Below are 24799 nucleotides of genomic sequence, written 5' to 3'. Positions count from 1 at the left end.
GCCCGCCATGTCGGTCACCCATACCCTCGAGACCGATGTCCTGCGGCGGCAGGACCCGGAGCTGGCCGAGATCCTGCAGGGGGAGCTGGAGCGGCAGTCGACGACACTGCAGCTGATCGCCGCCGAGAACTTCACCTCGCGGGCCGTGCTCGCCGCCCTCGGTTCGCCGCTAGCCAACAAGTACGCAGAGGGCTATCCGGGCGCCCGGCACCACGGCGGCTGCGAACTCGTCGACGTCGCCGAACGCCTCGCGGTCGAGCGGGCCAAGGCGCTCTTCGGCGCCCGGCACGCCAATGTCCAGGCCCACTCGGGCTCCTCGGCCGTCCTGGCCGCCTACGCCGCCCTGCTGCGCCCCGGAGACACCGTCCTCGCCCTCGGGCTGCCCTACGGCGGGCATCTCACCCACGGCTCGCCCGCGAACTTCTCCGGCCGCTGGTTCGACTTCGTCGGCTACGGCGTCGACGCCGAGACCGGGCTGGTCGACCACGACCAGGTGCGCCACCTGGCCCGCAACCACCGGCCCAAGGCCATCGTGTGCGGCTCGATCGCCTACCCCCGCCACCTCGACTACGCCTTCTTCCGTGAGGTGGCCGACGAGGTCGGGGCGTATCTGATCGTGGACGCCGCGCATCCGATCGGCCTGGTCGCCGGGGGAGCGGCGCCCAACCCGGTGCCGTACGCCGACGTGGTGTGCGCCACCACCCACAAGGTGCTGCGCGGCCCGCGCGGCGGAATGATCCTGTGCGGCGCCGAGCTGGCCGAGCGCGTCGACCGGGCGGTGTTCCCCTTCACCCAGGGCGGCGCGCAGATGCACACCATCGCCGCCAAGGCCGTCGCGTTCGGCGAGGCGGCGACACCGGCGTTCGGCGTGTACGCCCATCAGGTGGTCGCCAATGCGAGGGTTCTCGCGGCCCAGCTGGCCGCCGAGGGCCTCGCGGTCGTCACCGGCGGCACGGACACCCACCTGATCACCACCGATCCGGCCCCGCTCGGCGTGGACGGGCGCACCGCGCGCGGCCGGCTGGCCGCCGCCGGGTTCGTCCTGGACTGCTGTGTGCTGCCGCACGGCGACGGGCGCGGGCTGCGCCTGGGGACGGCCGCGGTGACCACACAGGGCATGGGGGAGCCGGAGATGGCCAGGATCGCCATGCTGCTGGTCTCGGTCCTGCGGGGCGGGACGGAACCGGCCGGGGCCCGGGAGGAGGTGCGCGAGCTGGCCGGCAGATTTCCGCCGTATCCCGGCTGAGCGGGGGTAGGCGCACACCCGTACAGCCCGGTGTGCACCGACGTGCACAGCCATTCGTGCAACCATCGTCGCTACCCGGAAGTCCTCATCCATATGCGTCGCTCGCTAGGGTGGTGGGCTGTGATGGCCAGCGAGACCTGTGGGGAAGCCCGTGCGTGAATACCTGCTGACGCTCTGCATCACGGCCGCGGTGACGTATCTGCTGACAGGGCCGGTACGGAAGTTCGCGATCGTGGCGGGAGCCATGCCGGAGATCCGGGCACGTGACGTGCACCGGGAGCCCACTCCGCGCCTCGGCGGTATCGCCATGTTCTTCGGCCTGTGCGCCGGTCTGCTGGTCGCGGACCACCTCACGAACCTCAACCAGGTCTTCGCCAGATCCAACGAGCCACGGGCGCTGCTGTCCGGGGCCGCGCTGATCTGGCTGATCGGTGTCCTGGACGACAAGTTCGAGATCGACGCGCTGATCAAGCTGGGCGGCCAGATGATCGCCGCGGGCGTCATGGTCATGCAGGGTCTGACGATCCTGTGGCTGCCCATCCCGGGCGTCGGCAACGTGGCGCTGACCCAGTGGCAGGGCACGCTGCTCACGGTTGCCCTGGTCGTCATCACGATCAACGCGGTGAACTTCGTCGACGGCCTGGACGGTCTGGCTGCGGGCATGGTGTGCATCGCGGCGGCGGCGTTCTTCCTGTACTCGTACCGGATCTGGTACTCGTACGGCATCGAGGCCGCCGCTCCGGCGACCCTGTTCGCGGCGATCCTGATGGGCATGTGCCTGGGCTTCCTGCCGCACAACATGCACCCGGCGCGGATCTTCATGGGCGACTCGGGTTCGATGCTGATCGGGCTGGTGCTGGCCGCGGGTGCGATCTCCATCACGGGCCAGGTCGACCCGGACGCGCTGGCCCTCTTCACGGGCTCGGAGAAGGCGGCGGTGCACCAGACGGTGCCGGTCTACATCCCGCTGCTGCTCCCGCTGACGATCATCGCCGTGCCGGCGGCGGACCTGGTGCTGGCCATCGTGCGCCGCACCTGGCGCGGCCAGTCCCCGTTCGCGGCCGACCGCGGTCATCTGCACCACCGGCTGCTGGAGATCGGCCACTCGCACAGCCGGGCCGTGCTGATCATGTACTTCTGGTCGGCGCTGATCGCCTTCGGCGCGCTGGCCTACTCGGTGAACTCGGCGTCCATGTGGATCGTGCTGGGCGTGGTCTTCCTCAGCGCGGTCGGCCTGGTGCTGCTTCTGCTGCCCCGCTTCACCCCGCGTGCCCCCAGGTGGGCGGAGCGCTTCGTGCCGCCGCGCTACCGCAGGCGGCGGGCGGTCCCCGCGCTCGACGCCGCGGTGCCGGCGGGCGGCGCGGTGCGCGAGTGCCACGGGGCCACCGCGCTCCGGGACCAGGCACTGGTGCCGGACCGGGGTGCCGAGGCCGACGCCCGGTAGCCCGGGCGGGGTCCGCAGCATGATGCCGGGCCCCGCGCCGCCTCTTCGGCGGTGCGGGGCCCGGCATCGTTGTCATCGGGCGGGTCTGCCGCTGTTCCTCAGTCCGGCTCCGCGGAGAGCCAGCCGATCTGGACCGCCTTGGCACCGGCCTGGAAGCGGCTGCGGGCGTCCAGCCTCGACATCAGCGTGTTGGCGATCCGGCGTGCGGTGCGCGGCGAGATGCCGAGCCGCTTGGCGATCGTCTCGTCGGTGTGGCCCTCGTAGAGGAACTTCAGGGCCTGGCTCTCCTGCGGTGTGAGCCCACGCTGGTCGGGCTCGGGCAGCGCGCTCAGCGGGGTCGCGGTGGCCCAGACGCTCTCGAAGAGGGCGCACAGCGCGGCCAGGGTGCCCTCGCCGGTGATGACCACGGCTCCGTCGCCGGAGCTCTGCGCGTTGGCGGATATGACGGCGCAGGTGCGGTCGGTGATGATCAGCCGTACCGGCAGGGAGGGGGCCGTGCGCACCGCACCGCCCCGCTCCGCGAGCCATTCGGCGTACGCCTGGGTGTGCGGGCTGTTGCGCACGCTGTCGAGGTAGACGGTGCGCATCCGCACCCCGCGGTCGAGGAGCTCCTCGTCGAGGGGCTTCGCGGCACGCAGGCTCGCCTCCGAGTGGGCACCGTTCGGCGCGAAGCACAGGACCTCGTCGCGGACCTTGCGGGTCATCGAGGCCAGCTGCTCCCGCACGGCCTCGACGCCGGACAGGAAGTTGCCGCCCGCGGCGGCCGCCTGCAGGCGCATGTCCGCGTACTGCGCCATGAGTTCCGCCGCCGCCGCTCTGGACGCCTCGACTCTGGATTGGTGAACTGCCAATTCCGCTTGCTGTCTCGCCAGGAGGATCTCCAGCCCGAGATCCGGGGACACCGCGCGCGGAATTCCGGATTCCGTATTCTGCGGGCGGATCAGTGCCAGTTCGCTCAGCAGGTCGAGGCTGTCACGGATTTCCTGCTCGGGCAGACCGGTCGTCCGGGCGAGGTTCGTGGTTCCCGCCTCGGGATTGGCGAGCATGGACCTGTACACCGCTTCAGCCTTGGTGTCGAGGCCCAGCAGCTCCAGCATCGGCGAATCTCCTTGGGGCGATCGTTACGGCCATTTGATCATGGCATGGGAACGCCGCGTTGCGGTAGCCAATAATGGCTGGCCGCTTTGTTCCATGGCCGAAAGCGGCGAGGGTGCGGGGTTGTTCGGGTGGCCGGACAGCCGAAAAGGTCGTGACATGCACCTCATTCACGTTCAAATGTGTGCCTCTCCTCCCCTCGGGGTTCCCGACGGGCTCGTCGACTGGCTGGTGGCCGCGAGCGAGCCCGCCGACGCCCTGGAGCACGTCAGTGTCCACGCCCTCTCCGGTGGGGCCCTCACCCTGGGGTTCTTCCACGTCACGGCCAGGCTGCGCGATGCCGAGCGCGGTGCGCTCCGCCTGTCGCGCCGGGCGGTGGACGAGGGGCCGTTGCGGGGCTACGTGCTGCAGTCCTGCGGTGGCGTGCTCGTCCCGCGCTACCACGACGCGTTCATCGGGGAGGCCGCCGGCGACGATCCAGGGGTGGCATGAACCCGTCATTAGTGCTGGACGGAACCGGACGGGGACGCTTCCGTCCAGCAGTAAACCCTTCAGATGTCCCTGACGGCACGCAAGAGTGAAGTCACGTCAGCAAAGACGTGACCCGGCAAACAGCCGGGACTTCATGACGGGGGAATTTCATGAACCGCAACGTTCACCGTGCCTTGGCCGTTTTCGCCACGCTCTTCGCCCTCCTCGGCATCGGGGCCGCCACCGCTTCCGCGGATGAGCAGGCCCCGACCACCGCCGTGGTTTCCGGTGTCACGGGAGTCCACCTCCCGGTCGGCCCGGACGACTCCATGGTGTGGGACTGAATTCAGGAATCATGCATTCCGTTCATGCCGAGAGGGGGCTTCGAAATCGCATGTCGCCGATCGCACACCGAGATATCGGCACCATCGTCAGGAATGCGCGCGTCCGGCGGGGAGTCAGCCAGCGCGCGGTAGCGGAGAGATCGGGGCTCAGCCTGCGGACGCTCCGCGAGATAGAACAGGGCCGCGTACGTGCACCCCGGGCCAGCTCCCTGCAGCGGCTCGCCGAAGTCCTCGACGAGCCGGTGCTGTTCCCCGAGCCCGTGCCGACTCCGTCGGACCCGGCCGCCCACGCCGCCCATGAACCGCTCGCCCTGCAGATCCTCGGAAGGCTCTCGGTGCGCCGGGGGCCGGCCGAGGTGACGGCGGGCACCCCGAAGCAGCAGAGCCTGCTGGGCCTGCTCGCGCTGCGGGTGAACCAGCCCGTCGACCGCGACGAGATCACCAACGTCCTGTGGGGCGACGACATACCCGACTCCTTCGGGCAGCTGATCCACACCTACGTCTACCGCATCCGCCAGCTGCTGGAGACGCACACGGGCGACGAGGCGCCGCCCGCCCTGCTCATGCGCCGGTCCAACGGCTACGAACTGCTCGTCCCCGAGGAGGACCAGCTCGACCTGCTCCGGTTCCGCCGGTGTGCCCGGCTGGCCGGTCAGGCGCGTGAGGGGGAGCAGCCGGAGCGTGAGATCGCCCTGCTCGAGGAGGCCCTGACCCTGTGGCGCGGACCCGTGCTGGAAGGCATGGGGCCCGGGCTCATGGACCATCCGGTCGCCACGGAGGCCCGCAATCAGCGGGTCACCTCTGCGCTGCGGCTGGCCGACCTCGTCCTGCCGCAGGGGCGGTACGAGGAGGTCATCGACCACCTCGGACCCATCGCCCGGGACCACCGCCTGCACGAGGGCGTGCACGCCCGGCTCGTGGCCGCGCTGGCTGGTTCGGGCCAGCGGGCCGCCGCGCTGGAGATGTTCGCCGCCGTCGACCGGCGGCTGCGCAACTACAGCGGCATCGGCGCGGGCGACGAACTGCGCCAGGCCCAGTCGGCCATCCTGCGCACGGACGAGGAGGCGGCGCCACGCCCCGCCGCCCGCCGCACCGCGGGTGAGCCGGTGCGCCCCTTCCACATGCCGCCCGGCATCCGCGACTACGTGGACCGGCCGGAACAGCAGCGGATCCTGCACCACCTCACCGGGCGCGGACCGCAGGTGGCCTTCGGTGCCGCGCCCATCGCGGCGCTGTACGGACCCGTCGGCGTGGGCAAGTCCATCCTGGCCGCCCGGGTGGCGGCCTCCTCCCGGCCCACGTTCCGCGACGGCGTGCTGCACGGGGAACTGCGCACCGGCACGCCCGAGGAGGTGCGGCTGCTGCTGGGCCGCTTCCTCGCCGCGCTCGGCCTGCCGGCCGAGTCCCTGCCCGAGTCGCTGCCGGCCCGCAGCGCGCTCTACCGGAGCCTGCTGGGCAAGCGGCAACTGCTCGTCGTCCTCGACGACGCACCGGGGGAGCAGGCCGTCCGGCCGTTCGTGCCGGGCGGGGTCAGCAGCGCGCTGCTCGTGTGCAGCCGGGAGCCGCTGTCCGGCCTCGAGGGCGCGCGGCACTTCCGGATCACCCCGTTCGACGCCGACCAGACGGCCGCCCTGCTGGCGTCCGTCATCGGGGAGGGCCGGGTGAGCGCCGAGCGCGGCGCGGCCGACCGCGTCGCCCGGCTGTGCGGCGGGCTGCCGCTGGCCGTACGGGTCGCCGGCATGCGGCTGGCGGCGCGTCCGCACTGGCCGCTGTCCCGGCTGGCCGAGCGCCTGGAGGACCCGGGCAAGCGGCTCGACGAGCTGGTCACGGGCGACCTGGACGTGGCCGCCCGGATCGCCCGCGCGCTGCCGGAGGCCGGGACCCGACTGGGCGACGCCGTGTCCGAACTGGTCGGCAGCGCCGGGTCGTTCACCATCGCCGCCACGGTGGGGCTGCTCGGCTGCTCGCCGCGGGAGGCGGAGGACGTCCTGGAGGCCCTGGTGGACCGGCAGGTCCTGGAGGGCCCGGCCCGCTCCGGCGGGGAGTACGCCTTCCTGCCCCTGACCCGGCTGGCCGCCCTGGCCAGGGACAGGGGTCACCGGGGGGACGCCGCGGCCTGATCCGGCCCGATCCGGCGTGATCCCAACGGAACCTCCCGGCTCAGCCGCACAGCTCCTTCACCCGGGCCACCAGGTCCGCCTCGGTCTCCCCGTCGCCGGGGACCGGGGCGACCTCCAGGTGGGTCACACCGGCCTCGCGGTAGGCGGCGATGCGGTCCTTCACGTACGACTCGGGGCCGCACAGCGTGGTGGCCTCCAGCAGGGCGTCCGGCACCGCGGCCGCGGCCGCCCGGCGCTCGCCGCGCAGGAACAGCGACTGGACGGTTTCGGCCGCACGGCGGAAGCCGTAGCGGCAGACCAGGTCGTAGTAGAAGTTGCGGCCGGGTGCTCCCATGCCGCCGATGAACAGCGCGAGCCGGTCGCGTGCCCGCTCGCGGTGCCGGGCGGCGTCGCCGCCGATGGCCAGCAGGCCGCCGGCGGAGATCATCAGCGGGGCCCGGCCGGGTTCGCGGGCCGCGGCCCCGGCCCTGAGGTCCTCGCCCCAGACTCGGTCGCACCACTCGGGCACGAAGAACATGGGCAGCCACCCGTCGGCCGTCCCCGCGGTCATCCGCACGTTGCGCGGGCCGAGGGCGGCCACCCACACCGGGACCTCCGGCCGCGTCGGCGCGGTCAGCAGCCGCATCGGAGTGCCCAGGCCGGTCGCGCCGGGGGCGTCGGCGGGCAGCGGGAGCCGGACCGCGGAGCCGTCGTAGGAGACCGGCTCCGCGCGTCGCCAGAACGCGCGCATCACCTCGATGGTCTCCCGCGTGCGGTCCACCGGGGACCGGTAGGGCACGCCGTGCATCCCCTCCACGACCTGCGGACCGGAGGCACCCAGACCGAGATGGGCGCGGCCCTCGGAGAGGGCGTCGACCCCGGCGGCCGTCATCGCGAGCAGGGCGGGGGTACGGGTGTAGACCGACAGGATTCCGGAGCCGATCTCCACCCGGCTGGTGCGGGCGGCGATCGCGCCCATGAAGCTGGGCGCGTCGAACCCGTACGCCTCGGGCACCCAGATCAGGTCGAGGCCGGCCCGTTCGAGCGCGGTGACGTCACGGGCTGCCCGGACGATGTCGCCGTCGTAGCGCAGCTGCATCGAGATCTTCATGCTGTCCTCGCGTCCTCGTGTGTGTCCGTCCCGGCTCAGCCGCGGGCGGCGGCGACCGGACGGGCCGTCAGGGGGCGGATCAGGCCGGCCAGGACCAGTTCGCGGACCCGGAAGCGCTGCACCTTCCCGGAGGAGGTGAGCGGCAGGTCCGTTGCCAGGTACAGCGCCGCGGGCACCATGTGCGGGGGCAGCCGGCGCGCGCACTCGGCGAGCACCTGCCCGGCGTCGGGCTCCGGCCCGTCCGCGGCGGGCTGCAGGACGGCGGCCACGACCTCGCCGTACTTGTCGTCCGGGACACCGACGACGACGGCGTCGCGGACCCCGGGCACCGTGCACAGCAGTTCCTCGATGGCGGCGGGCGATATGTTCTCGCCGCCCCGGATGATCAGGTCGTCGAGGCGTCCGGCGACGCGCAGGGTGCCGTCCGCGGCCATCGAGCCGAGGTCCCCGGTGTGCAGCCAGCCGTCCGTATCGACCTTGCGGGCGGTGGCCTCCTCGTCGCCGTGGTAGCCGAGCATCTGCTGGTAACCGCGGGCACAGATCTCGCCCTGGACACCGAGCGGCCGCACCACCCCGGTGCCGGGCTCCACGATCCGCACCTCGGCGTGCGGCAGCGGCCGGCCCACCGTGGTGGTCTTCAGCTCGGCGGAGTCCTCGGGCCGGGTCAGGGTCAGGACGGAGGCCGTCTCGGTCTGCCCGTACAGGTTGAAGACCGTCGTGGAGAACAACTCCTCGGTGTCGCGGATGAGCTGGGCGCGCACCGGGGCGGCACCGGTGAGCACCGCCGAGAGGGCCGGCAGCGGTCCCGGGGCGGCGGCGGCCACCTCGCACAGGGAGGTGAGCACCGTCGGCACGCTGGTGAGCAGGGCGCCCGGGTGCTCCCGCAGCGTCTCGAGCAGGGCCAGCGGGTGGAAGCGCTCCAGCAGGACGAACGTGCCGCCGCTCCACAGCGGCCCCAGGGTGGAGATGACACAGCCCGCGGTGTGGAACATCGGCAGCGGGGAGACCACGGTGACACCGCGCGGGACGCCGAGCCCCTCGAAGGTGAGACGGGCGACGTTGACCACCGCACGGTGGGAGAGCAGGACCGCCTTGGGCGTCCCGGTGGTCCCCGAGGTGAACTGCAGCTGGGCCGGGACCGCGCGGACCTCCTCGTCCGAGGGCAGCGGACCGCTCGCCCGGAGCGTGTCCCACGCGCCGAGGGGGACGATGTGCCGCAGGCCGGGCAGCCGCGGTTCGACCTCGTGGACGATCGCGGCCATGTCGTGGTCGCGGCTGCGCTCGGCGTGCAGCAGCAGCTCGGTGCCGGAGGCGCGCAGCGCGTGCTCCAGACCCTCCGCGCGCAGCGCCGGGTTCAGCGTCACCAGGGTCACGCCGGCCAGCGCGGCCGCGTAGGCGAACACGGGCCACCGGGCCACGTTCGGCGCCCATACGGCCACCTTGGCGCCCACCTCCACGCGGCGCAGCAGGCCCGCCGCGACGGACTCCGCCTCCGCGAGCAGTTCGCGGTAGGTCCACTGCTGCCGGGGCCCGTCGCCGTCGGGCACGCCCACCAGGGCGACGGTGTCCCCGTGGGCCGCCGCGGCCTCGCGCAGCAGCGCACCGACGGACCGGTCGAAGAGGGGGACGGACCGGTCCGCGGGCCAGGACGACTCAGCGGGCATGAACGGGCTCCTTCGGACGGGGGCGGCCGCATTCGGCCAGGACGGCGAACATTCTCGGGAAACAAACGGCTGTCACGGGGAATGGGGCAGAAGGAAATTCAGGCTGTTTCCAGTTCCGTGTTTCTTCCGGTGCTTTACGGTGCAGCGACCGAACTGCGCGGAAAAGCTTGGGAGTTCTTCATGACGCGAAATCTGGCGGGCGCCTGGCCCGGATTGTCCGGGCTGCGGGTTCTGGATCTGTCCCGGTTGCTGCCCGGGGGATTCGCGACGCTGATGATGGCCGATCTGGGCGCCGACGTCGTCAAGGTCGAAGACCCGCAACTCGGCGACTACGGGCGGCTCGTGGACCCGGACGCCTTCGCCGCACTGAACCGCAACAAGCGGTCGGTCGTGCTCGACCTGCGGACCGAGGACGGGCGCGCGGACCTGCTGCGGCTGGTACGGGACAGCGACGTCGTCGTGGAGTCGTACCGGCCCGGCGTGCTGGACGGGATGGGCCTCGGCTACGACCGGCTGCGGGAGGCCAATCCACGGATCGTGCTCTGCTCGGTCACCGGCTTCGGGCAGACCGGGCCGTACGCGCGGCGGCCGGGCCACGACCTCAACTTCCTCGCCCTGTCCGGGTTCTTCGCCGTACCGCATCGCACCGCCGGCCGCGCCGACCGGGTGGGCGTGCGCGTGGCGGACCTGGCCGGCGCGATGTACGCCGCGTACGCCACCGTCGTCGCCGCCTTCGCGGCCCGCACCACGGGCGAGGGCCAGCACCTCGACGTCTCCCTGCACGAGGCGGCCGCGGCGTGGAGCGGGCCGTTCGCGCTGCCGCTGCTGGAGCGGGCCGAGCCGGTGGACAGCCCGCTGGTCACCGGGGACAACGACGTGTTCACGGTGGCCGACGGCCGCCGGATCACCCTCGCCACCTTCGAGGACAAGTTCTGGCTGGTCTTCCGGCACGCCCTGGCACCGGAGTTCCCCGAACTGGACGACGACTCCTGGGACCGGCGGCCCGACCGCACCCGGGCCAAGCACCAGGTGGCCGAGCTGCTGGCCGGGGTGTTCGCGCAGCGCGACTTCGCCTGGTGGACCTCGGTCCTGTCCGGCCTCGACATCCCCTGGGCGCCGGTCTACGAGTCCGCCGCGGAACTGCTGGCGGACCCGCACACGGCCGAGCGGGAGCTGGTGGGCACGCTGCCGGGCTCCGCCACCGACCGGCCGCGCCGCCAGGTGCGGTTCCCGGTGCGGTTCGGCGCGGGCCTCGACTCGCTGCGCGACGCGGCCCCGGCGCACGGTGAGCACACGGCCGAGGTGCTGGGCCTGCGGCCGGAGCCGGCCGAGGGGGAGTGAGCGGACCGAAGGGGCCGGTGCCGTCCGCATGACGGCACCGGCCCCTCCGGGTCAGTGCGGCAGCGCCACACCGAGGCCCAGTTCGTCCGCCCGGTCGCGGACCGCCGCGGCCACGGCGATGTCGTGCACGCCCATGCCGAACGGGTTGACCACCACCCGGTCCGCGGCACCGACCGTCCCCGTGAACGCGCCGGACACCAGCGCCGGCAGGGTGGCGTCGACGCTTCGCCCGCCGTCCGGCGCCGGTTCGCCCGGGCCGGTGATCCGGCCGGCCCGGGCGAGCTTCCCGAGCAGCCGGTGCTCGTCCTCGGCGACCAGCTGCCAGTCGTCGACGAACAGCGCGTCGCAGCCCATCAGCAGACTCTCGGCCGCGTCGTCGAGCGAGACGTTGACGAAGACCGAACCCTCCGTCAGCCAGTCCAGCTCGACGTACGGCTCGGTCGTCGTCGTCACCGCCACGACCAGCCGCGCCCGGCCGGCCGCCTCCCGCGCATCGGTCACGACGGACACGGCCAGCTGCGGTGCCGAGGTGCCGAGCCGGGCGGCCAGCCGGCGGGCGTTGCCCGGGTCCTGGTCGTACAGGACGACCTCGGACAGCTTCGGGCAGGTCCGCACGAGCAGGTCCAGATGCACCTCGGCCTGCCGTCCGCAGCCGAGGAAGGCCGCCTCGGTGACCTCGGCCGGATCCCGCAGGGCACGCAGCGCGGCCAGCGACACGCCCGCGGTGCGCAGGGCGCTGATCAGTCCGCCCTCCATCACCCAGGCGGGCCGGGCGGTCTCCGGGTCGTTCAGGACGATCAGCCCGGCGGCGCGGGGCAGGCCGAGGCGGTGGTTGCCCAGCGAGGCGTTGATGATCTTGCAGCCGTAGGCGTCGCCGGACCAGCCGGGCAGGATCAGGCTGCGCGCGGCGGCACCGGAAGGCGTCGTCCAGCGCAGCGCGGCCTCGGGGGTGAGCCCGGCCGTCTCGCGGCGTACGGCCCGCAGGGTGTCCTCGACGATGTCGACGACCGGCAGGGTGGCGCACACGTCGGCCACGTCCGCGCTGCCGAGATAAGTGAGCGGTGGCATGGGGGAGTCGGTCATGGGATCGCTGTCTCCTGTGCGTGGGTGGTGCCGGCCAGGGCCTCCAGAGCCGTGGCGACGTCCGGCGACGCGGTGGCCCGGGCCTTCGCCGCGGTCTCCCCGAGGGGGTACTTCTCGCCGCTGTCCGGGCATATGCAGGCGACCTCGCGCAGGGCGGGGTCCGCGGCGGCCCGGGCCACCGCGGCCAGCACGGCGGCTCCCGAGCTTCCGCCCAGCGACAGCCCGGTGGCCCGTCGCAGCAGCACACAGGCCGCTGCGGCGTCCTCGTCGCGCACCCGGACGACGTCGTCGACATGGTGCGGGCGCACGAAGTCGGAGGGGCGGCCCGAGCCGAACCCGGCGAGCTTGTGGGGCCGTTCGGCCGGCGGGCCGCCCAGCGCGGCGGAGCCGACGGCGTCCACGGCGATGACCCGGGCGGCGGGCAGCCGGTCCCGGAAGGAACGGGCGATCCCGGCCAGCGTGCCGCCCGTCGAGACCGCCACGGCGACCGCGTCGTACGCGCCGCCCGGTGCCTCCCGCACCAGCTCCGCCCCGGTCCGGCTCTCGTGCACACCAGGATTGGCGGGGCTGCGGTACTGGTCCGTCCACACGGCGCCGGGGTCCCGGCGCAGCAGGTCCTCGACCGCCCGCAGCCGGGCGTCCAGCGTCCGGCCGCCCGGCACCTCCCGCACCACGACGACGTCGGCGCCCAGTTCCCGCATACGGCCCACGCTGGCCTGCGGGGTGCTCGGCTCGACGACCAGGGTGCAGGCGTAGCCCCGCGCGGCGCACAGGCCGGCCAGCGCGATGCCGAGGTTGCCGGAGGTGGACTCCACCACCCTGCTGCCCGGGCCCAGCCGCCCGCTCGCCTCCAGGGCGTCCAGCAGGGCCTGTGCCGTGCGGGCCTTGATCGAGCCGAAGGGGTTGTGCCACTCCAGCTTCAGCCACAGCCGCACGGACCCGTCCGGCAGCGGGACACGGACCGGCACCAGGGGGGTGCCGCCGATCCGCCCCGGCGGGTGGACCGTGGTCGTCGGCGCGTTGAACGACGTCATGAGTGATCGTTTCCTGCGGTCATGACCTGCTCCGGCCGCGCCCCCGCGGTGGGCCGGGTGACGTGGTCGGGGCCGATGTCGCCGATGCGGTAGCCGTGCGGGTAGCCCGGGTAGGTCCGGGCGGTGGGCCTGGTCATCAGCCGGGCCATCAGGGCCGGCGCCACCCGTTCGGCCGCCGCGTGGCCCCGCAGCCCCAGCGCGTTCAGACCGCGCACCCATCCGGCCGGCTCCGGCATGCCGAGGGCGTCCCGGGCCGCGCGGTCCAGGCGGCAGGGCAGGGTCGCGGCCACCGCGTCGCTCACCGGACGCGGGTACCAGGAGGCGTAGAGCCGGAGAATGTGGCCGCCCACCCGCTCGTTGCTGGGCGCGGGGCGAAAGCGCTCCTTCTCGTAGTCCCGGTTGAACCGTTCGAAGGCGTCCACGTCGGTGGGCAGGTCACGGATGTTCATCCGCCGTCCCACCTCCGTGTAGAAGTAGAACGCCGCCAGCCGCTCCGTCTCGCTGACCCGGCGCCACGCCCAGCGGTCGATCCACCGGATCGGCTCGAAGACGAACGTGGACAGCACATAGAGCATGTCGTCGTTGTCGATGGTGAAGCGGCGGTGCGCCTGGTTGATCTGCCGCAGGGCCTGCCGGCCGCGCTCGGAGTCGTATCCGCCGCGCACCATTTCACCGAGCAGAATTCTGGTGTCGTCATACCGTTTCTGGGCGCGCAGCGCGAATTCCCCGCTGCCGTCCAGGGTTTCGGAGATGCTGGGCACACAGCAGGTGCGCCAGATCGCGACTTCCAGTCCGCGACCGTAGTCCCAGGGGAACTCACGGTCGGAGGATATGCGGTGGATCAGCTCGTGATCCGCTTTGGGATCGAGAGTCTGCAGGTGTTTCAGGGTCGCGTACCGGTCTCGCATTCGAGTACCTCGATCGCTGGTGATCCGCATGGGTCGGGGGCCCGCTACAGCGGGGTCGAGCCGGTGGCCGAGACGACCTCCGGCCGCGTCGGGTCGAACCGGCCGGTCTCGTAGCGCCACTGGAGCTGGCCGCTGAGCCAGCTGCGCAGGCCCTCGATGTGGCGGCGCAGCGACTCGCGCTCGGCGGGGGACAGCTCGGCCGCCAGGGCGGGGCCGGGGAAGGTCCGGCTCAGCTCGGTGAACCGGTCGAAGCGCTCCTGGACCATCGCGCCGACCGCGTCGACCGAGGTCTGCAGGTCGCAGCCGTGCTCGTGCCGGTGGACCAGCACGAGGTTGTGCGGGTCGCCGAGCAGCGCCTCCTTCTCGCAGGAGAAGAGGTCGTTGGTCCACAGGTCGGCGTCGGAGAGCGCCTGGTTCATCTCGGTGAACTCGGGCAGGCGGTAGATCTCCTCGGGGACCTCGGCGTGCGTGGTCACCTCGATCAGGTCCAGGTACGGCATCAGGGCGCGGCCCCGGTACTCGATGTACTCGGCGAGGCCCGGCACCCGGCCGGTGAGGCGGTTGCGGGACTCCCACACGCAGGTGTCGAAGAACGCCCCGACGTGGCCGGCGAAGCGGGCGCGCCAGGTGTCGGAGGTGTACGGCGCGGTACGGCGCCACAGGTCCGCGTAGGCCGGGTGGAACACCCGGCTCAGGGAGGCCTCCACCGGGTTCTGCGGGAGTGCGGGGACGGTGCCGTCGGCGGGGAGCCAGCGCAGGACCTCGTCGCACACGTGGCGCAGCCGGTCGGGGTCCTGGCCCAGCCGGGTCTCGTCGAACTGGTCGTCCAGGACCAGCATGCAGCTGATCCAGTCGGTGACCAGGGCGAGTTCCGTCTCGCCGGAGTGGGGATAGGCGCGGGACATCAGGGTGCCGAGCAGGGAGCGGGCGTGGTGGTCGCGGGCGGCCTGGTCGGGGACGAGGCCGAAGTGGGCGACGAAGGCGCGGGTGCTCTGTTCGACGCTGTCGGTGAACGGGCTGATCCTGGTGGGGAAGTCGGAGTGGAGGGGCGGCATGCGGAGGGTCATCTGGCACCCGTCGTGGTCGTGGTCGTCGTCGGTGTGTGCCGCCTCGGCTTCGCCTTCGGCGGGATCGGGTCCCCACCCGAACCACACGTGCGGATTTCGACGTCGGGTGCGGGTGGCCCCTGTGGGGGGGGGGTGCTCGCCGTCGGCGGCGTGCGGGGATTGCGGACGTGCGTCGCCTCGGCTTCGCCCTCGACTTCGCCCTCGGCGGAGATCCGGGCTCGCGGTCGGCGGTCGGCGGTCGGCGGTCGGCGGTCGGTGGTCGGTGGGGTGTGGGGTGTGGGGTGTGGGGGGAGGCGGGGGGCGTCGGCTCGGCATCCCCTTCGCGGCTGGGGCAGTGCGGCGTCGGTTCAGGCCGGTAGTTGGAGGGACTTGGTCTCCTGGAACTCGTGGATGCCGTGCGGGCCCAGTTCGCGGCCCGTGCCGGACATGCCGTAACCGCCGAAGGGGGCCGACGGGTTGAAGTTCGCGTCGTTGATGTCGACCTGGCCGGCACGGAGCCGGCGGGCCACGGCTGTGGCGCGGTCCTGGTCGGCGGACCACACGGTCGCCGCCAGTCCGTAGGGGGTGGCGTTCGCCAGGCGGATCGCGTCCGGCTCGTCCTCGTAGGGGAGTACGACCAGGACGGGGCCGAAGATCTCCTCCTGGGCGAGCGGGGCGTCGGGCGGTACGCCGGTCCAGGCGCCGGCCGGCACGTAGTGGCCGCGGGCGGGGACGTCGTCCTGTGCGGCGCCGGCGACGCGGCGGGCGCCGGTGGCCTCGGCGGCCCGCAGGTACTCCCGGACGCGGTCGCGTTGGTCCCGTGAGACCAGCGGGCCGAGCCGGCAGCCGGGGTCGTTCGGGTCGCCCGGCCGATAGGCGGCGAGGGCCGAACGGACCACGTCCACCGTCTCGTCCAGGCGGGACCGGGGCACGAGCAGCCTGCTGCGGGCGGAACAGGTCTGACCGGCGTTGTGCAGGGCCGAGTGCACCCCGTCGGTGACGGCCGTGACGAGGTCGGCGTCCGGCAGTACCACCGTCGCCGACTTGCCGCCCAGCTCCAGGCAGACCCGCTTGACGCCGGCCCCCGCGACCGAGCCGACCTCCCGGCCGGCGCGCAGCGAGCCGGTGAAGGAGACCACGTCGACGCCGTCGGCGCCGGCGAGCGCCCGGCCGGCCTCCGTGCCGCGGCCCGGCACCAGGTTGAACACGCCCGGCGGCAGGCCGAGGCCGTCGATCAGGGTGGTGAGGAAGTACGCGGAGAGCGGGGCGAGTTCACTGGGCTTGAGCACCACCGTGCAGCCCGCCGCCAGCGCGGCGCCCACCTTCGCGATCACCTGGTGCAGCGGATAGTTCCACGGCGTGATCGCGCCCACCACCCCGGCCGGCTCGCGCACGACCAGCGAGTGCCCGATCCGCTCCTCGTCCGGCCGAGCCGTCAGGGCCTCGGCGAACCCGTCCAGCACCTTCAGGGGCAGACCCGCCTGCACGCGCCGGGAGAAGGTGATGGGCGAGCCCATCTCCAGGGTGATCAACCGCGCCATCTCGTCGTGGTGCCGGGCGAGGGAGTCGCGCAGCGACAGGAGTGTCCCGGCCCGGGCGGCCGGGTCCGTCGCGGCCCAGCCGGCACCCGCCGCGCCGGCCGCCGCCACGGCGCGCGCCACGTCCGCGGCGCCGCACGCCGGCACCCGGGCGATCTCCGCCTCGGTGGCCGGATTCTCGACCGGAAGCGTCTCCCGGCCCTCGGGAGCGGTCCAACGGCCGTCCAGATAAACCGAGCCAAGTGGCAGCGAATCCATGACTGGTGAATCCATCACTGGCGAATCCATGGCTGTCGAAAAAGACCCTTCATGCGTCGGGCGGTGCAACAGGCAGGTCAAACCCTCGCCCAACCGACGCACAGAGGACTGGAGACAACCTGAATGGGCAACTGCCTCCGCACCGGCCTGAGCAGCCAACCGAAGAAATTTGTGGCTAGGGTGGCGAACCGTATTTGGCCGGTCGTGTTCGTCTTCCGATGGAGAGGCCATCAGTGTCCCTGACACACATTCGCCCAGCGCACGGCGACAGCGCGTGGATCAAGAGATACCGACCGCTGGAGTCACCCTCTCTGCGGCTGTTCTGCCTGCCGTACGCGGGCGGCAACGCCGGGGCGTTCCACCGGTGGGCCCAGGCCCCGCTCGACGGGGTCGAGGTGGTCGCCGTGCAGTACCCGGGGCGTCAGGACCGCTTCGCCGAGGAGTGCCTCCCGGACATGGAGGCGCTCGCCGACGGCGTCGCCGCGGCCCTTGTGCCGCTGCTCGACCGGCCCTTCGCCCTCTTCGGGCACAGCATGGGGGCGTCGGTCGCCTACGAGGTGGCGCTGCGCCTGGAACACCGCTATCGGGCCAGGCCACAGCGGGTGTTCGTGTCCGCCGCAGCCTCCCCGCTGCGCCCGCGGAGCCACACGGACGTACATCTCGGAAGCGACGACGCGATGGTGGAGTGGTTCGGTGAACTCGGTGCGATGGACGAGGCGGTGCTGGCGGACCCTGAACTGCGTCCGCTCGTGCTTCCTGCGATGCGTGCGGATCTGCGGCTCATCGAGACCTACCGGCCACCGTCGGGCCGGCTGACGGCCGCCCCGGTCACCGCGTACGTCGGTGACGCCGACCCCGGAGTCGACCCGGACGACGCGCGCGCCTGGCAGGACCTGACCTCCGCGGAGTTCTCGTTCCGTGCCTTTTCCGGGGGGCATTTCTATCTGTCGGACCACGAAGAAGCACTTCTGGCCGACATCACCGAACGGCTGGGAGGAGACTGCAAATGATCGGTCACGACGACGAAGTGGCCCGCCGCGTCCGGGAAATCATGGTCGACGTACTGGATCTTCGGCTGACGCCGGCGGAAATACGCGACGACATATCGCTCTATTCTCCGGTGATCCGCCTGGACTCGCTCAACCTGCTGCAACTCCTGATGGCGGTCGAGGAGGAATTCGGCGGTCATATCGAGGACGAGGACATCATGGAGGCCGACCTGGAGAACGTCGGCGACCTCGTCGCGCTGATCGGCAAGCACATGCCGGCGACCGCGGTCCGGGACGGCGTGGCATGAAGGTGACCCGCAACCAGATCCTGCTCGGCGAGGACGACGTCCCCACCCACTGGTACAACATCCTGGCCGACCTGGACGTGCCGACGGCCGACGTCCGCCGGGCCCGCCCGCGCACCGAACCCGCCGACGGCACCCCGCCGCAGCGGGGCGCCGCGTCCGGGCTCGCCCCCAACATCCCGCTGTCGATGTACCGGGCCAGCGTGGGCCGCGAGCGCTTCGTGGAGATTCCCGCCGAGGTCCGCGCCGAGTACCAGCGCTGGCGGCCCACCCCGCTGGTCCGGGCCCGGGCCCTGGAGCGCGTCCTCGACACCCCGGCCCGCATCTACTACAAGTACGAGGGCGCCAACGGGGTGGGCAGCCACAAGCTCAACTCCGCGCTGGCCCAGGCGTACTACTACAAGAAGTCCGGCGTCGAGCACCTCACCACCGGCACCGGCGCCGGGCAGTGGGGCAGCGCCCTGGCCGTGGCCTGCCAGGCCATGGACCTCGAGTGCACGGTGTTCATGGTCCGGGTCAGCCACGACCAGAAGCCCTACCGGCGCGCGCTGATGGAGCTGCACGGAGCCCGGGTCGTGCCGAGCCCCGGCGGGCTGACCGAGACCGGGCGCAGGCTGCAGGCCGAGCGGCCCGACAGCGCGGGCAGCGTCTCCGTCGCCAACGCCGAGGCGCTGGAGTACGCCAGGTCCGTGCCGGGCGGCCGGTTCTGCGTGGGCAGCGGCGAGAACCACGTCCTGCTGCACCAGACGGTCATCGGCGAGGAGGCGCTCAAACAGCTCGCCGCCGTCGGCGAGTTCCCGGACGTCGTCGTCGCCTCCATGGGCGCCGGCAGCAACTTCGCCGGTCTCGCCTTCCCCTTCCACCGGGAGCGGCTGCGCACCGGCGCCGCCACCCGGCTCGTCGCGGTCGAGCCCGAGGCCTGCCCCAAGCTCACCCGGGGCCGCTACGCCTGGGACTACAACGACATCTCCGGCACCACCCCGATGACCAAGATGTACACCCTCGGCCACGCCTTCGAGGCCCCGGGCGTGCACGCCGGCGGGCTGCGCTACCACGGGGCCGCGCCACTGGTCAGCGCCCTGTACGACCAGGGCCTGATGGAGGCCGTGGCCTACGGCCAGAACACCGTCTTCGAGGCGGGCGTGCTGTTCGCCCGCGCCGAGGGCCTGGTGCCCGCACCCGAGTCGGCGCACGCCGTGCGGGCCGCCGTCGACGAGGCCGTACGGGCCCGCGAGGAGCGCACCGAGAAGGTCATCCTGCTCAACATCAGCGGGCACGGCATGCTCGACCTGTCCGCCTACCAGCAGTACCTGTCCGGGCAGTTGGACGACCACGTGGTCTCCGACGAGACCATCGCCGCCTCGCTGGCCGCCCTGCCGGACGCCGAGCCCGCGGGTGCGGTGTCATGAGACTCGCCCCCACCGACGAGCAGACGGCGCTGGCGGAGCGGCTGCGCGAACTCGGCGCCACCGCCCTGGGCGGCGACCTGGAGGAGCGGGAGCGCACCCGGACCCTTCAGCCCGGCGACTGGCAGCGCTGCGCGGACGCCGGGGTGTTCGCGCTGCCCGTCCCGAAGGAGTACGGCGGCCTCGGCCTCGACCCGCTGACCTGCGCGCTGGCCCTGGAGGGCCTGGGGCGGGGCTGCCGGGACAACGGGCTGCTGATCGCCGCCGGCGCCCACCTGTGGGCGGTGGAGCTGCCGCTGCTGCTCTTCGGCACCGAGGAGCAGCAGCGCCGCCACCTGCCGGCCCTGGTCGACGGCAGCAGCATCGGCGCCCACGCGATCACCGAGGCGGGCTCCGGCTCCGACGCACTGTCGCTGTCCGCCGTGGCCCGGCGCGAGGGCGACCACTACGTGCTGAACGGCGGCAAGCGGTTCATCACCAACGCGCCGGTGGCCGACCTGTTCATCGTCTACGCGACCGTCAACCCCGAGCTGGGATTCACCGGCGTCACCGCGTTCCTCGTCGACCGGGACACGCCCGGCCTCACCGTCGAGAGCGGCTTCGAGAAGACGGGGCTGCGCACCGCGCCCTGGGGCGAGATCGTCCTGCGCGACTGCCGCATCCCCGTCGCGAACCGGCTCGGCGCGGAGAAGCAGGGGTCGAGGATCCTCGCCACCGCGATGGCCTGGGAACGGTCCCTCATCCTGGCCCCGCTGCTCGGCACCATGCAGCGCCAGATCGACGAGTGCACCCGGTACGCCCGCAGCCGCGAGCAGTTCGGCAGCATCATCGGCCGCTTCCCCTCCGTGTCCCACAGCGTGGTCGGCATGCAGATACGGCTGGAGGCCGCCCGGCTGCTCACCTACCGCGCCGCCTGGGACCTGGGCCGCGGCGACACCGGCTCGGTGTTCCCGGAAGCCGCCCAGCTGGAGACCAGCGAGTCCGCCGTCCAGACCTTCCTGGACGCCGTCCAGCTCTACGGCGGCCTCGGCTACACCACCGCCACCGACGCCGAGCGCAATCTCCGGGACGCCCTCGGCACCCGGATCTCCTCCGGCACCTCCGACATGCAGCGCAAGGTGATGGCCGACAAGCTGGGCCTCACCGTCCGGGCGCGGCACACCGCGGACGGAAGGCACACACCGTGACGACCCTTGCCGACCTGCTCACGCGCGCCGCCGCCGAGCGGCCCGGCGCCCCCGCGCTGCGCGACCGCGAGCGGACGCTGACCTACGCCGAACTGGACCGGGCCGCCGGTGCGCTGGCCGCCGCGCTGCGGCAGGCCGGCGTCGGCCCCGGCGACCGGGTCGGGCTGTGGCTGGCCAAGTCCGCCGAGACCGTCGTAGCCGTCCACGCGGCGCTGCGGCTGGGCGCCGCCTACGTACCGGTGGACCCCGCGGCCCCGCCCGCCCGCGCCGCCTACATCCTGCGCGACTGCTCCGTCGCGGCCCTGGTCACCGACAGCGGCCGGCTCGCCCTGCTGGACGAGCAGAACGCCGGCGACGACGACCCGTTCCGGCTCGTCGTGGTGACGGACACGCCGGACCCGGCGCCGGACGGACGCCCCGAGGGCGCCCCGCGGCTGGGCTGGCAGGCCGCGCTGGAACTGGCCCCGGCCGACGGCGTCGCGCCCGCCCCGGCCGCGCCGGACGACCTCGCCTACGTGCTGTACACGTCCGGTTCCACGGGCACCCCGAAGGGGGTCATGCTCTCGCACCGCAACGCGCTGGCGTTCGTCGACTGGGCCGTGGCCGAGACCGGGCTGACCGCCGCCGACCGGGTGTCCTCGCACGCCCCGGTCCACTTCGACCTCTCCGTCTTCGACCTGTTCGCCACCGTACGGGCCGGCGCCTGCCTCGTCCTGGTGCCGGAGAACCGGCGCGGGCTCGGCGTCGCCCTGAACCGGCTGGTCGCCGAGGAACGGATCACGGTCTGGTACTCGGTGCCGGGCGCCCTGATCCGCATGCTCGACGCGAAGAACCGCGAGCTGCTGGAGTCGAGCGGGCTGCGCACGGTCCTGTTCGCCGGGGAGCCGTTCCCGCTCAAGCACGTACGGCGGCTGCGCGAGGCCCTGCCCGAGGCGGCCCTCTACAACCTGTTCGGGCCGACCGAGACCAACGTGTGCACCTTCCACCGGGTCACCGGCGACGACCTCGCCCCCGGCCGGACGGCCCCGCCGCCCATCGGCCGGCCCTGCCCCTACGCCCTGGCCACCCTGCACGACGCGGAGGGCCGCCCGGTCGACGACGTCCCCGGCGCCGAGGGCGAACTGGTCATCGCCGGCGACTCGGTGATGCTCGGTTACTGGGGCGCCCCCGAGGGCCCGGCCGGGGTGCACCGCACCGGTGACCTGGTCCGCCACGAGGCCGGCACCGGGTACGTCTACCTGGGCCGCCGGGACCACATGGTGAAGATCCGCGGCTACCGCGTCGAACCCGAGGAGATCGAGGCCCGGCTGCTCGAACTGCCCGAGGTGCACGAGGCCGCCTGCGTCGCCGTACCGGACCCCGGCGGCGACCCCGACGCCACCGCGCTGGAGGTCCATGTGATCCCCGCCGACGGGGCCCGCCCCGACCCGGACGCGCTGCGCCGGCACTGCCTGGAGCACCTGCCGCGCTACATGGTCCCGCAGGAGTTCCGGTTCCTGACGGCTTTCCCGCGCACCTCGACGGGCAAGGTCGACCGCCGGGCGCTGGCCGCGCCGCCGCGCCCGCGTCCCGAGGAGGAACCGTGCCTGGTGAACCACTGACCCTGGAAGTGCCCAGCCGGATCCTCGGCCGCACCAAGCGCGCCACGGTCCTGCTGCCGGACGGCTACGAGCCGCACGGCCCCGGCCACCCGGTGCTCTACCTGCTGCACGGCTACGGCGGCGGCCGCGGCACCTGGCTGGAGCGCACCCGGCTCGCGGAGTACCTGCGGGGCAGCCGGCTCGTGGTGGTCATGCCGGAGAGCGGGCGCCGCTGGTTCGTCAACGACCACGCGGGCCTGCGCTACGAGGACCACTTCACCGAGGAACTGCTGCCCGCCGTCGACGCCCGGTTCAACACGCTCGCCCGCCGCTCGGCCCGGGCCGTGGGCGGGTTCTCCATGGGCGGGGCGACCGCGCTCTTCCTGGCGCTGCGCCATCGCGCCCTGTTCTCGGCCGTCACCTCGCACGCGGGCGCCTTCGAGGCCCCCCGGCGGATCGGCGACCCCTACCACGAGCACCGCGGCGAGGCGGACTTCGTGATGCCCACGGTCGAGAGCCACGAGCGCGTGTGGGGACCGCCCGGCAGCGAGACCCGGCGCAGTTACGACCCGTACCGGCTGATGGCGCGGGAGGACCCGCTGCCGCCGCCGGCCCTGTACCTGGACGTCGGCACCGGCGACCACGACCGCATGGTCCGGATGAACCGGTCCGTGCGCGACGCTCTGCGGGAGCGGGGCTGGCCGATGGAGTACCGGGAACTGCCGGGCGGCCACGACTGGCAGTTCGTGAACGACGCCCTGCCCGGCGCGCTGGCCTTCCTGCACGGCCGGCTCACCGCGGCGGCCGCGACACCCCAGGAGGTACGGGCATGACCGCCCACGAGAAGGCGCCCGTCGTCCTGGTGACCCGGCCGCGCGAGGGTGTCGTGGCGGCCACCCTGAACCGTCCCCACCGCGCCAACGCGCTGACCGAGGAGGTCTTCGAGGAGCTCGGCGCGCTGTGCGCCGAGCTCGCCGCCGACCCCTCGGTGCGGGTGCTGGTCCTCAGGGGGGCGGGGGAGACCTTCTGCTCCGGGTACGACGTCGCCGAGGTCGGCCGGGTGGCCGCGCTGCCGCCGCTGGAGCTGACCGCCCTGCTGGAGCGCCAGGCGGAGGTGATCGCCGCGCTGCGCGAACTGCCGCAGACCGTCGTCGCCGCCGTCGACGGGGTCGCGGCCGGCGCGGGGCTCTCGCTCGCCCTGGCCGCCGACGTCCGCGTGCTCACCGCCCGCGCCCGGCTGCGGGCCGCGTTCGTGCGGATGGGCCTGTCCGGCGGCGACATGGGCGCGTCCTGGCTGCTGCCGCGGATCGCCGGGTTCGGCTTCGCCTCCGAGATGCTGCTCACCGGCCGGTTCGTGACCGCCGAGGAGGCTCTCCAGCGGGGCCTGGCGGGCCGGGTCTGCGCCATCCAGGACCTGCTGCCCGTCGTCATGGAGAGCGCCGGGCAGATCGCCGGCAACAGCCCCGTGTCGCTGCGGCTGACCAAGCAGGTCCTGCAGTCCAACATCGACGCCCCGTCGCTGCGGGCCGCGCTGCAGCGCGAGATCCCCGTCCAGGTGATGGCGGCCAAGTCACCCGACGTCCACGAGGCGGTGACCGCCTTCCGCGAGCGCAGGTCCCCGCACTTCGGCACCGGCGACCGGGCCGGCACCAAGGAGGAACAACCATGACGCAGACCAGCACGACCTGGGCACCGAAACTGGTCGGGCCCGCCGAGGCGGGCGTCGCCGCGAGCCCCGACGGGCTCGCCGAGTACCTGCGCGGCACCGACCTCGACGACCTCCTCGTCCGCGAGAAGGCGGTCGTCCTGCGCGGCTTCTTCGTCACCGAGGACAGCTACGACGGCCTGGCCGGCCTGCTGCTGCCGGAGCGGCTGGCCTACGTGCACGGCAACTCCCCGCGCACCAAGGTCGGCCGCAACCTCTACACCTCGACCGAGTACCCGGCCGAGTACGAGATCTCCATGCACAACGAGATGTCGTACGCCAGCTCCTGGCCGTCGCGGATCCTCTTCCACTGTGCGATCGCCGCCGAGACCGGCGGCGCCACCCCGGTGGTCGACGGGCAGCTGTGGCTCGACTCGCTGGACGCCGAGGTGCGCGAGGCCTTCGCCGGCGGGGTGCGGTACACGCAGAACCTGCACGACGGTGTCGGCTTCGGCAAGAGCTGGCAGGCCACCTTCGAGACGGACGACCGGACGGCGGTCGAGGAGTTCCTCGCCGGTACGGGCGCCGACCACGAGTGGCGCGCGGACGGCTCGCTGCGGGTGAGCCTGCTGCGCCCGGCCACCCTCACCCACCCGGTCACCGGGACCGAGGTGTGGTTCAACCAGGCCGACCAGTTCCACCCGGCGGGACTCGGCGAGGACGCGGCGGCGCTGGCCGCGGTCGTCCCGGAGGACGAACTGCCGCAGCACGCCGTGTTCGCGGACGGTTCGCCGATCCCCGACGCGTACGTCCGGCACATCCAGGAGACCGGGATGCGGCTGGCGGTCGACGTGGACTGGCAGGTGGGCGACCTGCTGTTCGTGGACAACGTGGCCGTGGCGCACGGCAGGCGGGCGTACACGGGGCGGCGGCGCATCCTGGTGGCCATGTCCGGCTGAGCGCACGAAAAAAGGGGGGAGGCCCGGTGGCCTCCCCCCTTTCGTC

Annotated in this window: 22 protein-coding genes; 14 read left to right on the top strand and 8 right to left on the bottom strand. The window is 73.0% G+C overall.

Annotated features, from left to right (window positions below; genetic code table 11):
- Positions 1–7: 7 nt before the first annotated feature.
- Together AC07DS_RS41970 and AC07DS_RS41965 are read left to right on the top strand one after the other, a co-directional pair.
- Positions 8–1246, top strand: a complete 1239-nt coding sequence (locus AC07DS_RS41970) for a serine hydroxymethyltransferase (protein WP_479154004.1) — start codon at positions 8–10, stop codon at positions 1244–1246.
- Between the two features lie 151 nt (positions 1247–1397).
- Positions 1398–2690 (top strand): MraY family glycosyltransferase, encoded by a 1293-nt coding sequence (locus AC07DS_RS41965; RefSeq protein WP_479154003.1) that lies wholly within the window; start codon positions 1398–1400, stop codon positions 2688–2690.
- A gap of 98 nt (positions 2691–2788) precedes the next feature.
- On the opposite strand, the gene AC07DS_RS41960 is transcribed toward AC07DS_RS41965, so the two are convergent.
- Positions 2789–3787 carry a LuxR C-terminal-related transcriptional regulator gene (locus tag AC07DS_RS41960; protein WP_479154002.1) on the bottom strand — a complete coding sequence of 333 codons (999 nt, stop codon included), beginning with the start codon at positions 3785–3787 and terminating at the stop codon, positions 2789–2791.
- 178 nt (positions 3788–3965) lie between these two features.
- On the opposite strand from AC07DS_RS41960, the gene AC07DS_RS41955 reads away from it, so the two are divergent.
- From AC07DS_RS41955 to AC07DS_RS41945, 3 genes are all read left to right on the top strand, one after another.
- Positions 3966–4277, top strand: coding sequence for a hypothetical protein (locus AC07DS_RS41955; RefSeq protein ID WP_479154001.1), 312 nt, complete (start codon positions 3966–3968; stop codon positions 4275–4277).
- Between the two features lie 149 nt (positions 4278–4426).
- A complete protein-coding gene (locus AC07DS_RS41950; RefSeq protein WP_479154000.1) occupies positions 4427–4600 on the top strand; it encodes a hypothetical protein in 174 nt (57 codons plus the stop codon).
- Positions 4601–4650: 50 nt separating this feature from the next.
- On the top strand, positions 4651–6720 hold the full coding sequence (locus AC07DS_RS41945; RefSeq protein WP_479153999.1) for a BTAD domain-containing putative transcriptional regulator: 2070 nt from the start codon (positions 4651–4653) through the stop codon (positions 6718–6720).
- Between the two features lie 40 nt (positions 6721–6760).
- Here AC07DS_RS41945 and AC07DS_RS41940 read toward each other — a convergent pair whose 3' ends face one another.
- Positions 6761–7810, bottom strand: a complete 1050-nt coding sequence (locus AC07DS_RS41940; RefSeq protein WP_479153998.1) for an LLM class F420-dependent oxidoreductase — start codon at positions 7808–7810, stop codon at positions 6761–6763.
- Positions 7811–7845: 35 nt separating this feature from the next.
- The gene (locus AC07DS_RS41935) at positions 7846–9474 is read right to left on the bottom strand and encodes an AMP-binding protein (protein WP_479153997.1); all 1629 of its coding nucleotides are present in this window, start codon (positions 9472–9474) and stop codon (positions 7846–7848) included.
- 180 nt (positions 9475–9654) lie between these two features.
- Here AC07DS_RS41935 and AC07DS_RS41930 point away from each other — a divergent pair, with 180 nt between their 5' ends.
- Positions 9655–10815 (top strand): CaiB/BaiF CoA transferase family protein, encoded by a 1161-nt coding sequence (locus AC07DS_RS41930; protein ID WP_479153996.1) that lies wholly within the window; start codon positions 9655–9657, stop codon positions 10813–10815.
- 51 nt (positions 10816–10866) lie between these two features.
- Here AC07DS_RS41930 and AC07DS_RS41925 read toward each other — a convergent pair whose 3' ends face one another.
- The 5 genes from AC07DS_RS41925 to AC07DS_RS41905 form a co-directional block, all read right to left on the bottom strand.
- Entirely contained in the window at positions 10867–11898 is a 1032-nt protein-coding gene (locus tag AC07DS_RS41925) for an ornithine cyclodeaminase (protein WP_479153995.1), read from the bottom strand.
- Positions 11895–12932 carry a cysteine synthase family protein gene (locus AC07DS_RS41920; protein ID WP_479153994.1) on the bottom strand — a complete coding sequence of 346 codons (1038 nt, stop codon included), beginning with the start codon at positions 12930–12932 and terminating at the stop codon, positions 11895–11897. The genes AC07DS_RS41925 and AC07DS_RS41920 overlap by 4 nt, the downstream gene beginning before the upstream one ends.
- Positions 12929–13840 carry an oxygenase MpaB family protein gene (locus AC07DS_RS41915; protein ID WP_479153993.1) on the bottom strand — a complete coding sequence of 304 codons (912 nt, stop codon included), beginning with the start codon at positions 13838–13840 and terminating at the stop codon, positions 12929–12931. The genes AC07DS_RS41920 and AC07DS_RS41915 overlap by 4 nt, the downstream gene beginning before the upstream one ends.
- 44 nt (positions 13841–13884) lie before the next feature.
- Complete coding sequence (locus AC07DS_RS41910) at positions 13885–14994, bottom strand: terpene synthase family protein (RefSeq protein ID WP_479153992.1); 1110 nt, start codon at positions 14992–14994, stop codon at positions 13885–13887.
- A 260-nt stretch (positions 14995–15254) separates the two neighbouring features.
- Positions 15255–16682 (bottom strand): aldehyde dehydrogenase family protein, encoded by a 1428-nt coding sequence (locus tag AC07DS_RS41905; protein WP_479153991.1) that lies wholly within the window; start codon positions 16680–16682, stop codon positions 15255–15257.
- A gap of 233 nt (positions 16683–16915) precedes the next feature.
- Here AC07DS_RS41905 and AC07DS_RS41900 point away from each other — a divergent pair, with 233 nt between their 5' ends.
- From AC07DS_RS41900 to AC07DS_RS41865, 8 genes are read left to right on the top strand one after another with little or no spacing between them, the layout of a single operon-like run.
- Entirely contained in the window at positions 16916–17692 is a 777-nt protein-coding gene (locus AC07DS_RS41900) for a thioesterase II family protein (RefSeq protein WP_479153990.1), read from the top strand.
- A complete protein-coding gene (locus AC07DS_RS41895) occupies positions 17689–17979 on the top strand; it encodes a phosphopantetheine-binding protein (protein WP_145883672.1) in 291 nt (96 codons plus the stop codon). The genes AC07DS_RS41900 and AC07DS_RS41895 overlap by 4 nt, the downstream gene beginning before the upstream one ends.
- Positions 17976–19385: a TrpB-like pyridoxal phosphate-dependent enzyme gene (locus AC07DS_RS41890; RefSeq protein ID WP_479153989.1), complete on the top strand. Its 1410-nt coding sequence runs from the start codon at positions 17976–17978 to the stop codon at positions 19383–19385. The genes AC07DS_RS41895 and AC07DS_RS41890 overlap by 4 nt, the downstream gene beginning before the upstream one ends.
- Complete coding sequence (locus AC07DS_RS41885; protein ID WP_479153988.1) at positions 19382–20569, top strand: acyl-CoA dehydrogenase family protein; 1188 nt, start codon at positions 19382–19384, stop codon at positions 20567–20569. The genes AC07DS_RS41890 and AC07DS_RS41885 overlap by 4 nt, the downstream gene beginning before the upstream one ends.
- Entirely contained in the window at positions 20566–22170 is a 1605-nt protein-coding gene (locus AC07DS_RS41880; RefSeq protein ID WP_479153987.1) for an amino acid adenylation domain-containing protein, read from the top strand. The genes AC07DS_RS41885 and AC07DS_RS41880 overlap by 4 nt, the downstream gene beginning before the upstream one ends.
- Positions 22152–22982, top strand: coding sequence for an alpha/beta hydrolase (locus AC07DS_RS41875; protein WP_479153986.1), 831 nt, complete (start codon positions 22152–22154; stop codon positions 22980–22982). Before AC07DS_RS41880 ends, AC07DS_RS41875 begins: the two co-directional genes overlap by 19 nt.
- The gene (locus AC07DS_RS41870; RefSeq protein WP_479153985.1) at positions 22979–23818 is read left to right on the top strand and encodes an enoyl-CoA hydratase/isomerase family protein; all 840 of its coding nucleotides are present in this window, start codon (positions 22979–22981) and stop codon (positions 23816–23818) included. Before AC07DS_RS41875 ends, AC07DS_RS41870 begins: the two co-directional genes overlap by 4 nt.
- Positions 23815–24753, top strand: coding sequence for a TauD/TfdA family dioxygenase (locus AC07DS_RS41865; protein WP_479153984.1), 939 nt, complete (start codon positions 23815–23817; stop codon positions 24751–24753). The genes AC07DS_RS41870 and AC07DS_RS41865 overlap by 4 nt, the downstream gene beginning before the upstream one ends.
- Positions 24754–24799: the final 46 nt, after the last annotated feature.

The sequence above is a fragment of the Streptomyces sp. NPDC044064 genome, from assembly GCF_056434245.1.
Note: the sequence above shows the minus strand (reverse complement) of the source record. Positions and strands in the feature narration are given on the sequence as shown.

Excerpts from the sequence above, each read along its gene's own strand:
- AC07DS_RS41970 (WP_479154004.1), top strand. The coding sequence starts at position 8 with ATGTCGGTCACCCATACCCTCGAGACCGATGTCCTGCGGCGGCAGGAC.
- AC07DS_RS41960 (WP_479154002.1), bottom strand. The coding sequence starts at position 3,787 with ATGCTGGAGCTGCTGGGCCTCGACACCAAGGCTGAAGCGGTGTACAGG.
- AC07DS_RS41955 (WP_479154001.1), top strand. The coding sequence starts at position 3,966 with ATGTGTGCCTCTCCTCCCCTCGGGGTTCCCGACGGGCTCGTCGACTGG.
- AC07DS_RS41950 (WP_479154000.1), top strand. The coding sequence starts at position 4,427 with ATGAACCGCAACGTTCACCGTGCCTTGGCCGTTTTCGCCACGCTCTTC.
- AC07DS_RS41945 (WP_479153999.1), top strand. The coding sequence starts at position 4,651 with ATGTCGCCGATCGCACACCGAGATATCGGCACCATCGTCAGGAATGCG.
- AC07DS_RS41940 (WP_479153998.1), bottom strand. The coding sequence starts at position 7,810 with ATGAAGATCTCGATGCAGCTGCGCTACGACGGCGACATCGTCCGGGCA.
- AC07DS_RS41935 (WP_479153997.1), bottom strand. The coding sequence starts at position 9,474 with ATGCCCGCTGAGTCGTCCTGGCCCGCGGACCGGTCCGTCCCCCTCTTC.
- AC07DS_RS41930 (WP_479153996.1), top strand. The coding sequence starts at position 9,655 with ATGACGCGAAATCTGGCGGGCGCCTGGCCCGGATTGTCCGGGCTGCGG.
- AC07DS_RS41925 (WP_479153995.1), bottom strand. The coding sequence starts at position 11,898 with ATGACCGACTCCCCCATGCCACCGCTCACTTATCTCGGCAGCGCGGAC.
- AC07DS_RS41920 (WP_479153994.1), bottom strand. The coding sequence starts at position 12,932 with ATGACGTCGTTCAACGCGCCGACGACCACGGTCCACCCGCCGGGGCGG.
- AC07DS_RS41915 (WP_479153993.1), bottom strand. The coding sequence starts at position 13,840 with ATGCGAGACCGGTACGCGACCCTGAAACACCTGCAGACTCTCGATCCC.
- AC07DS_RS41905 (WP_479153991.1), bottom strand. The coding sequence starts at position 16,682 with ATGGATTCGCTGCCACTTGGCTCGGTTTATCTGGACGGCCGTTGGACC.
- AC07DS_RS41895 (WP_145883672.1), top strand. The coding sequence starts at position 17,689 with ATGATCGGTCACGACGACGAAGTGGCCCGCCGCGTCCGGGAAATCATG.
- AC07DS_RS41890 (WP_479153989.1), top strand. The coding sequence starts at position 17,976 with ATGAAGGTGACCCGCAACCAGATCCTGCTCGGCGAGGACGACGTCCCC.
- AC07DS_RS41885 (WP_479153988.1), top strand. The coding sequence starts at position 19,382 with ATGAGACTCGCCCCCACCGACGAGCAGACGGCGCTGGCGGAGCGGCTG.
- AC07DS_RS41870 (WP_479153985.1), top strand. The coding sequence starts at position 22,979 with ATGACCGCCCACGAGAAGGCGCCCGTCGTCCTGGTGACCCGGCCGCGC.
- AC07DS_RS41865 (WP_479153984.1), top strand. The coding sequence starts at position 23,815 with ATGACGCAGACCAGCACGACCTGGGCACCGAAACTGGTCGGGCCCGCC.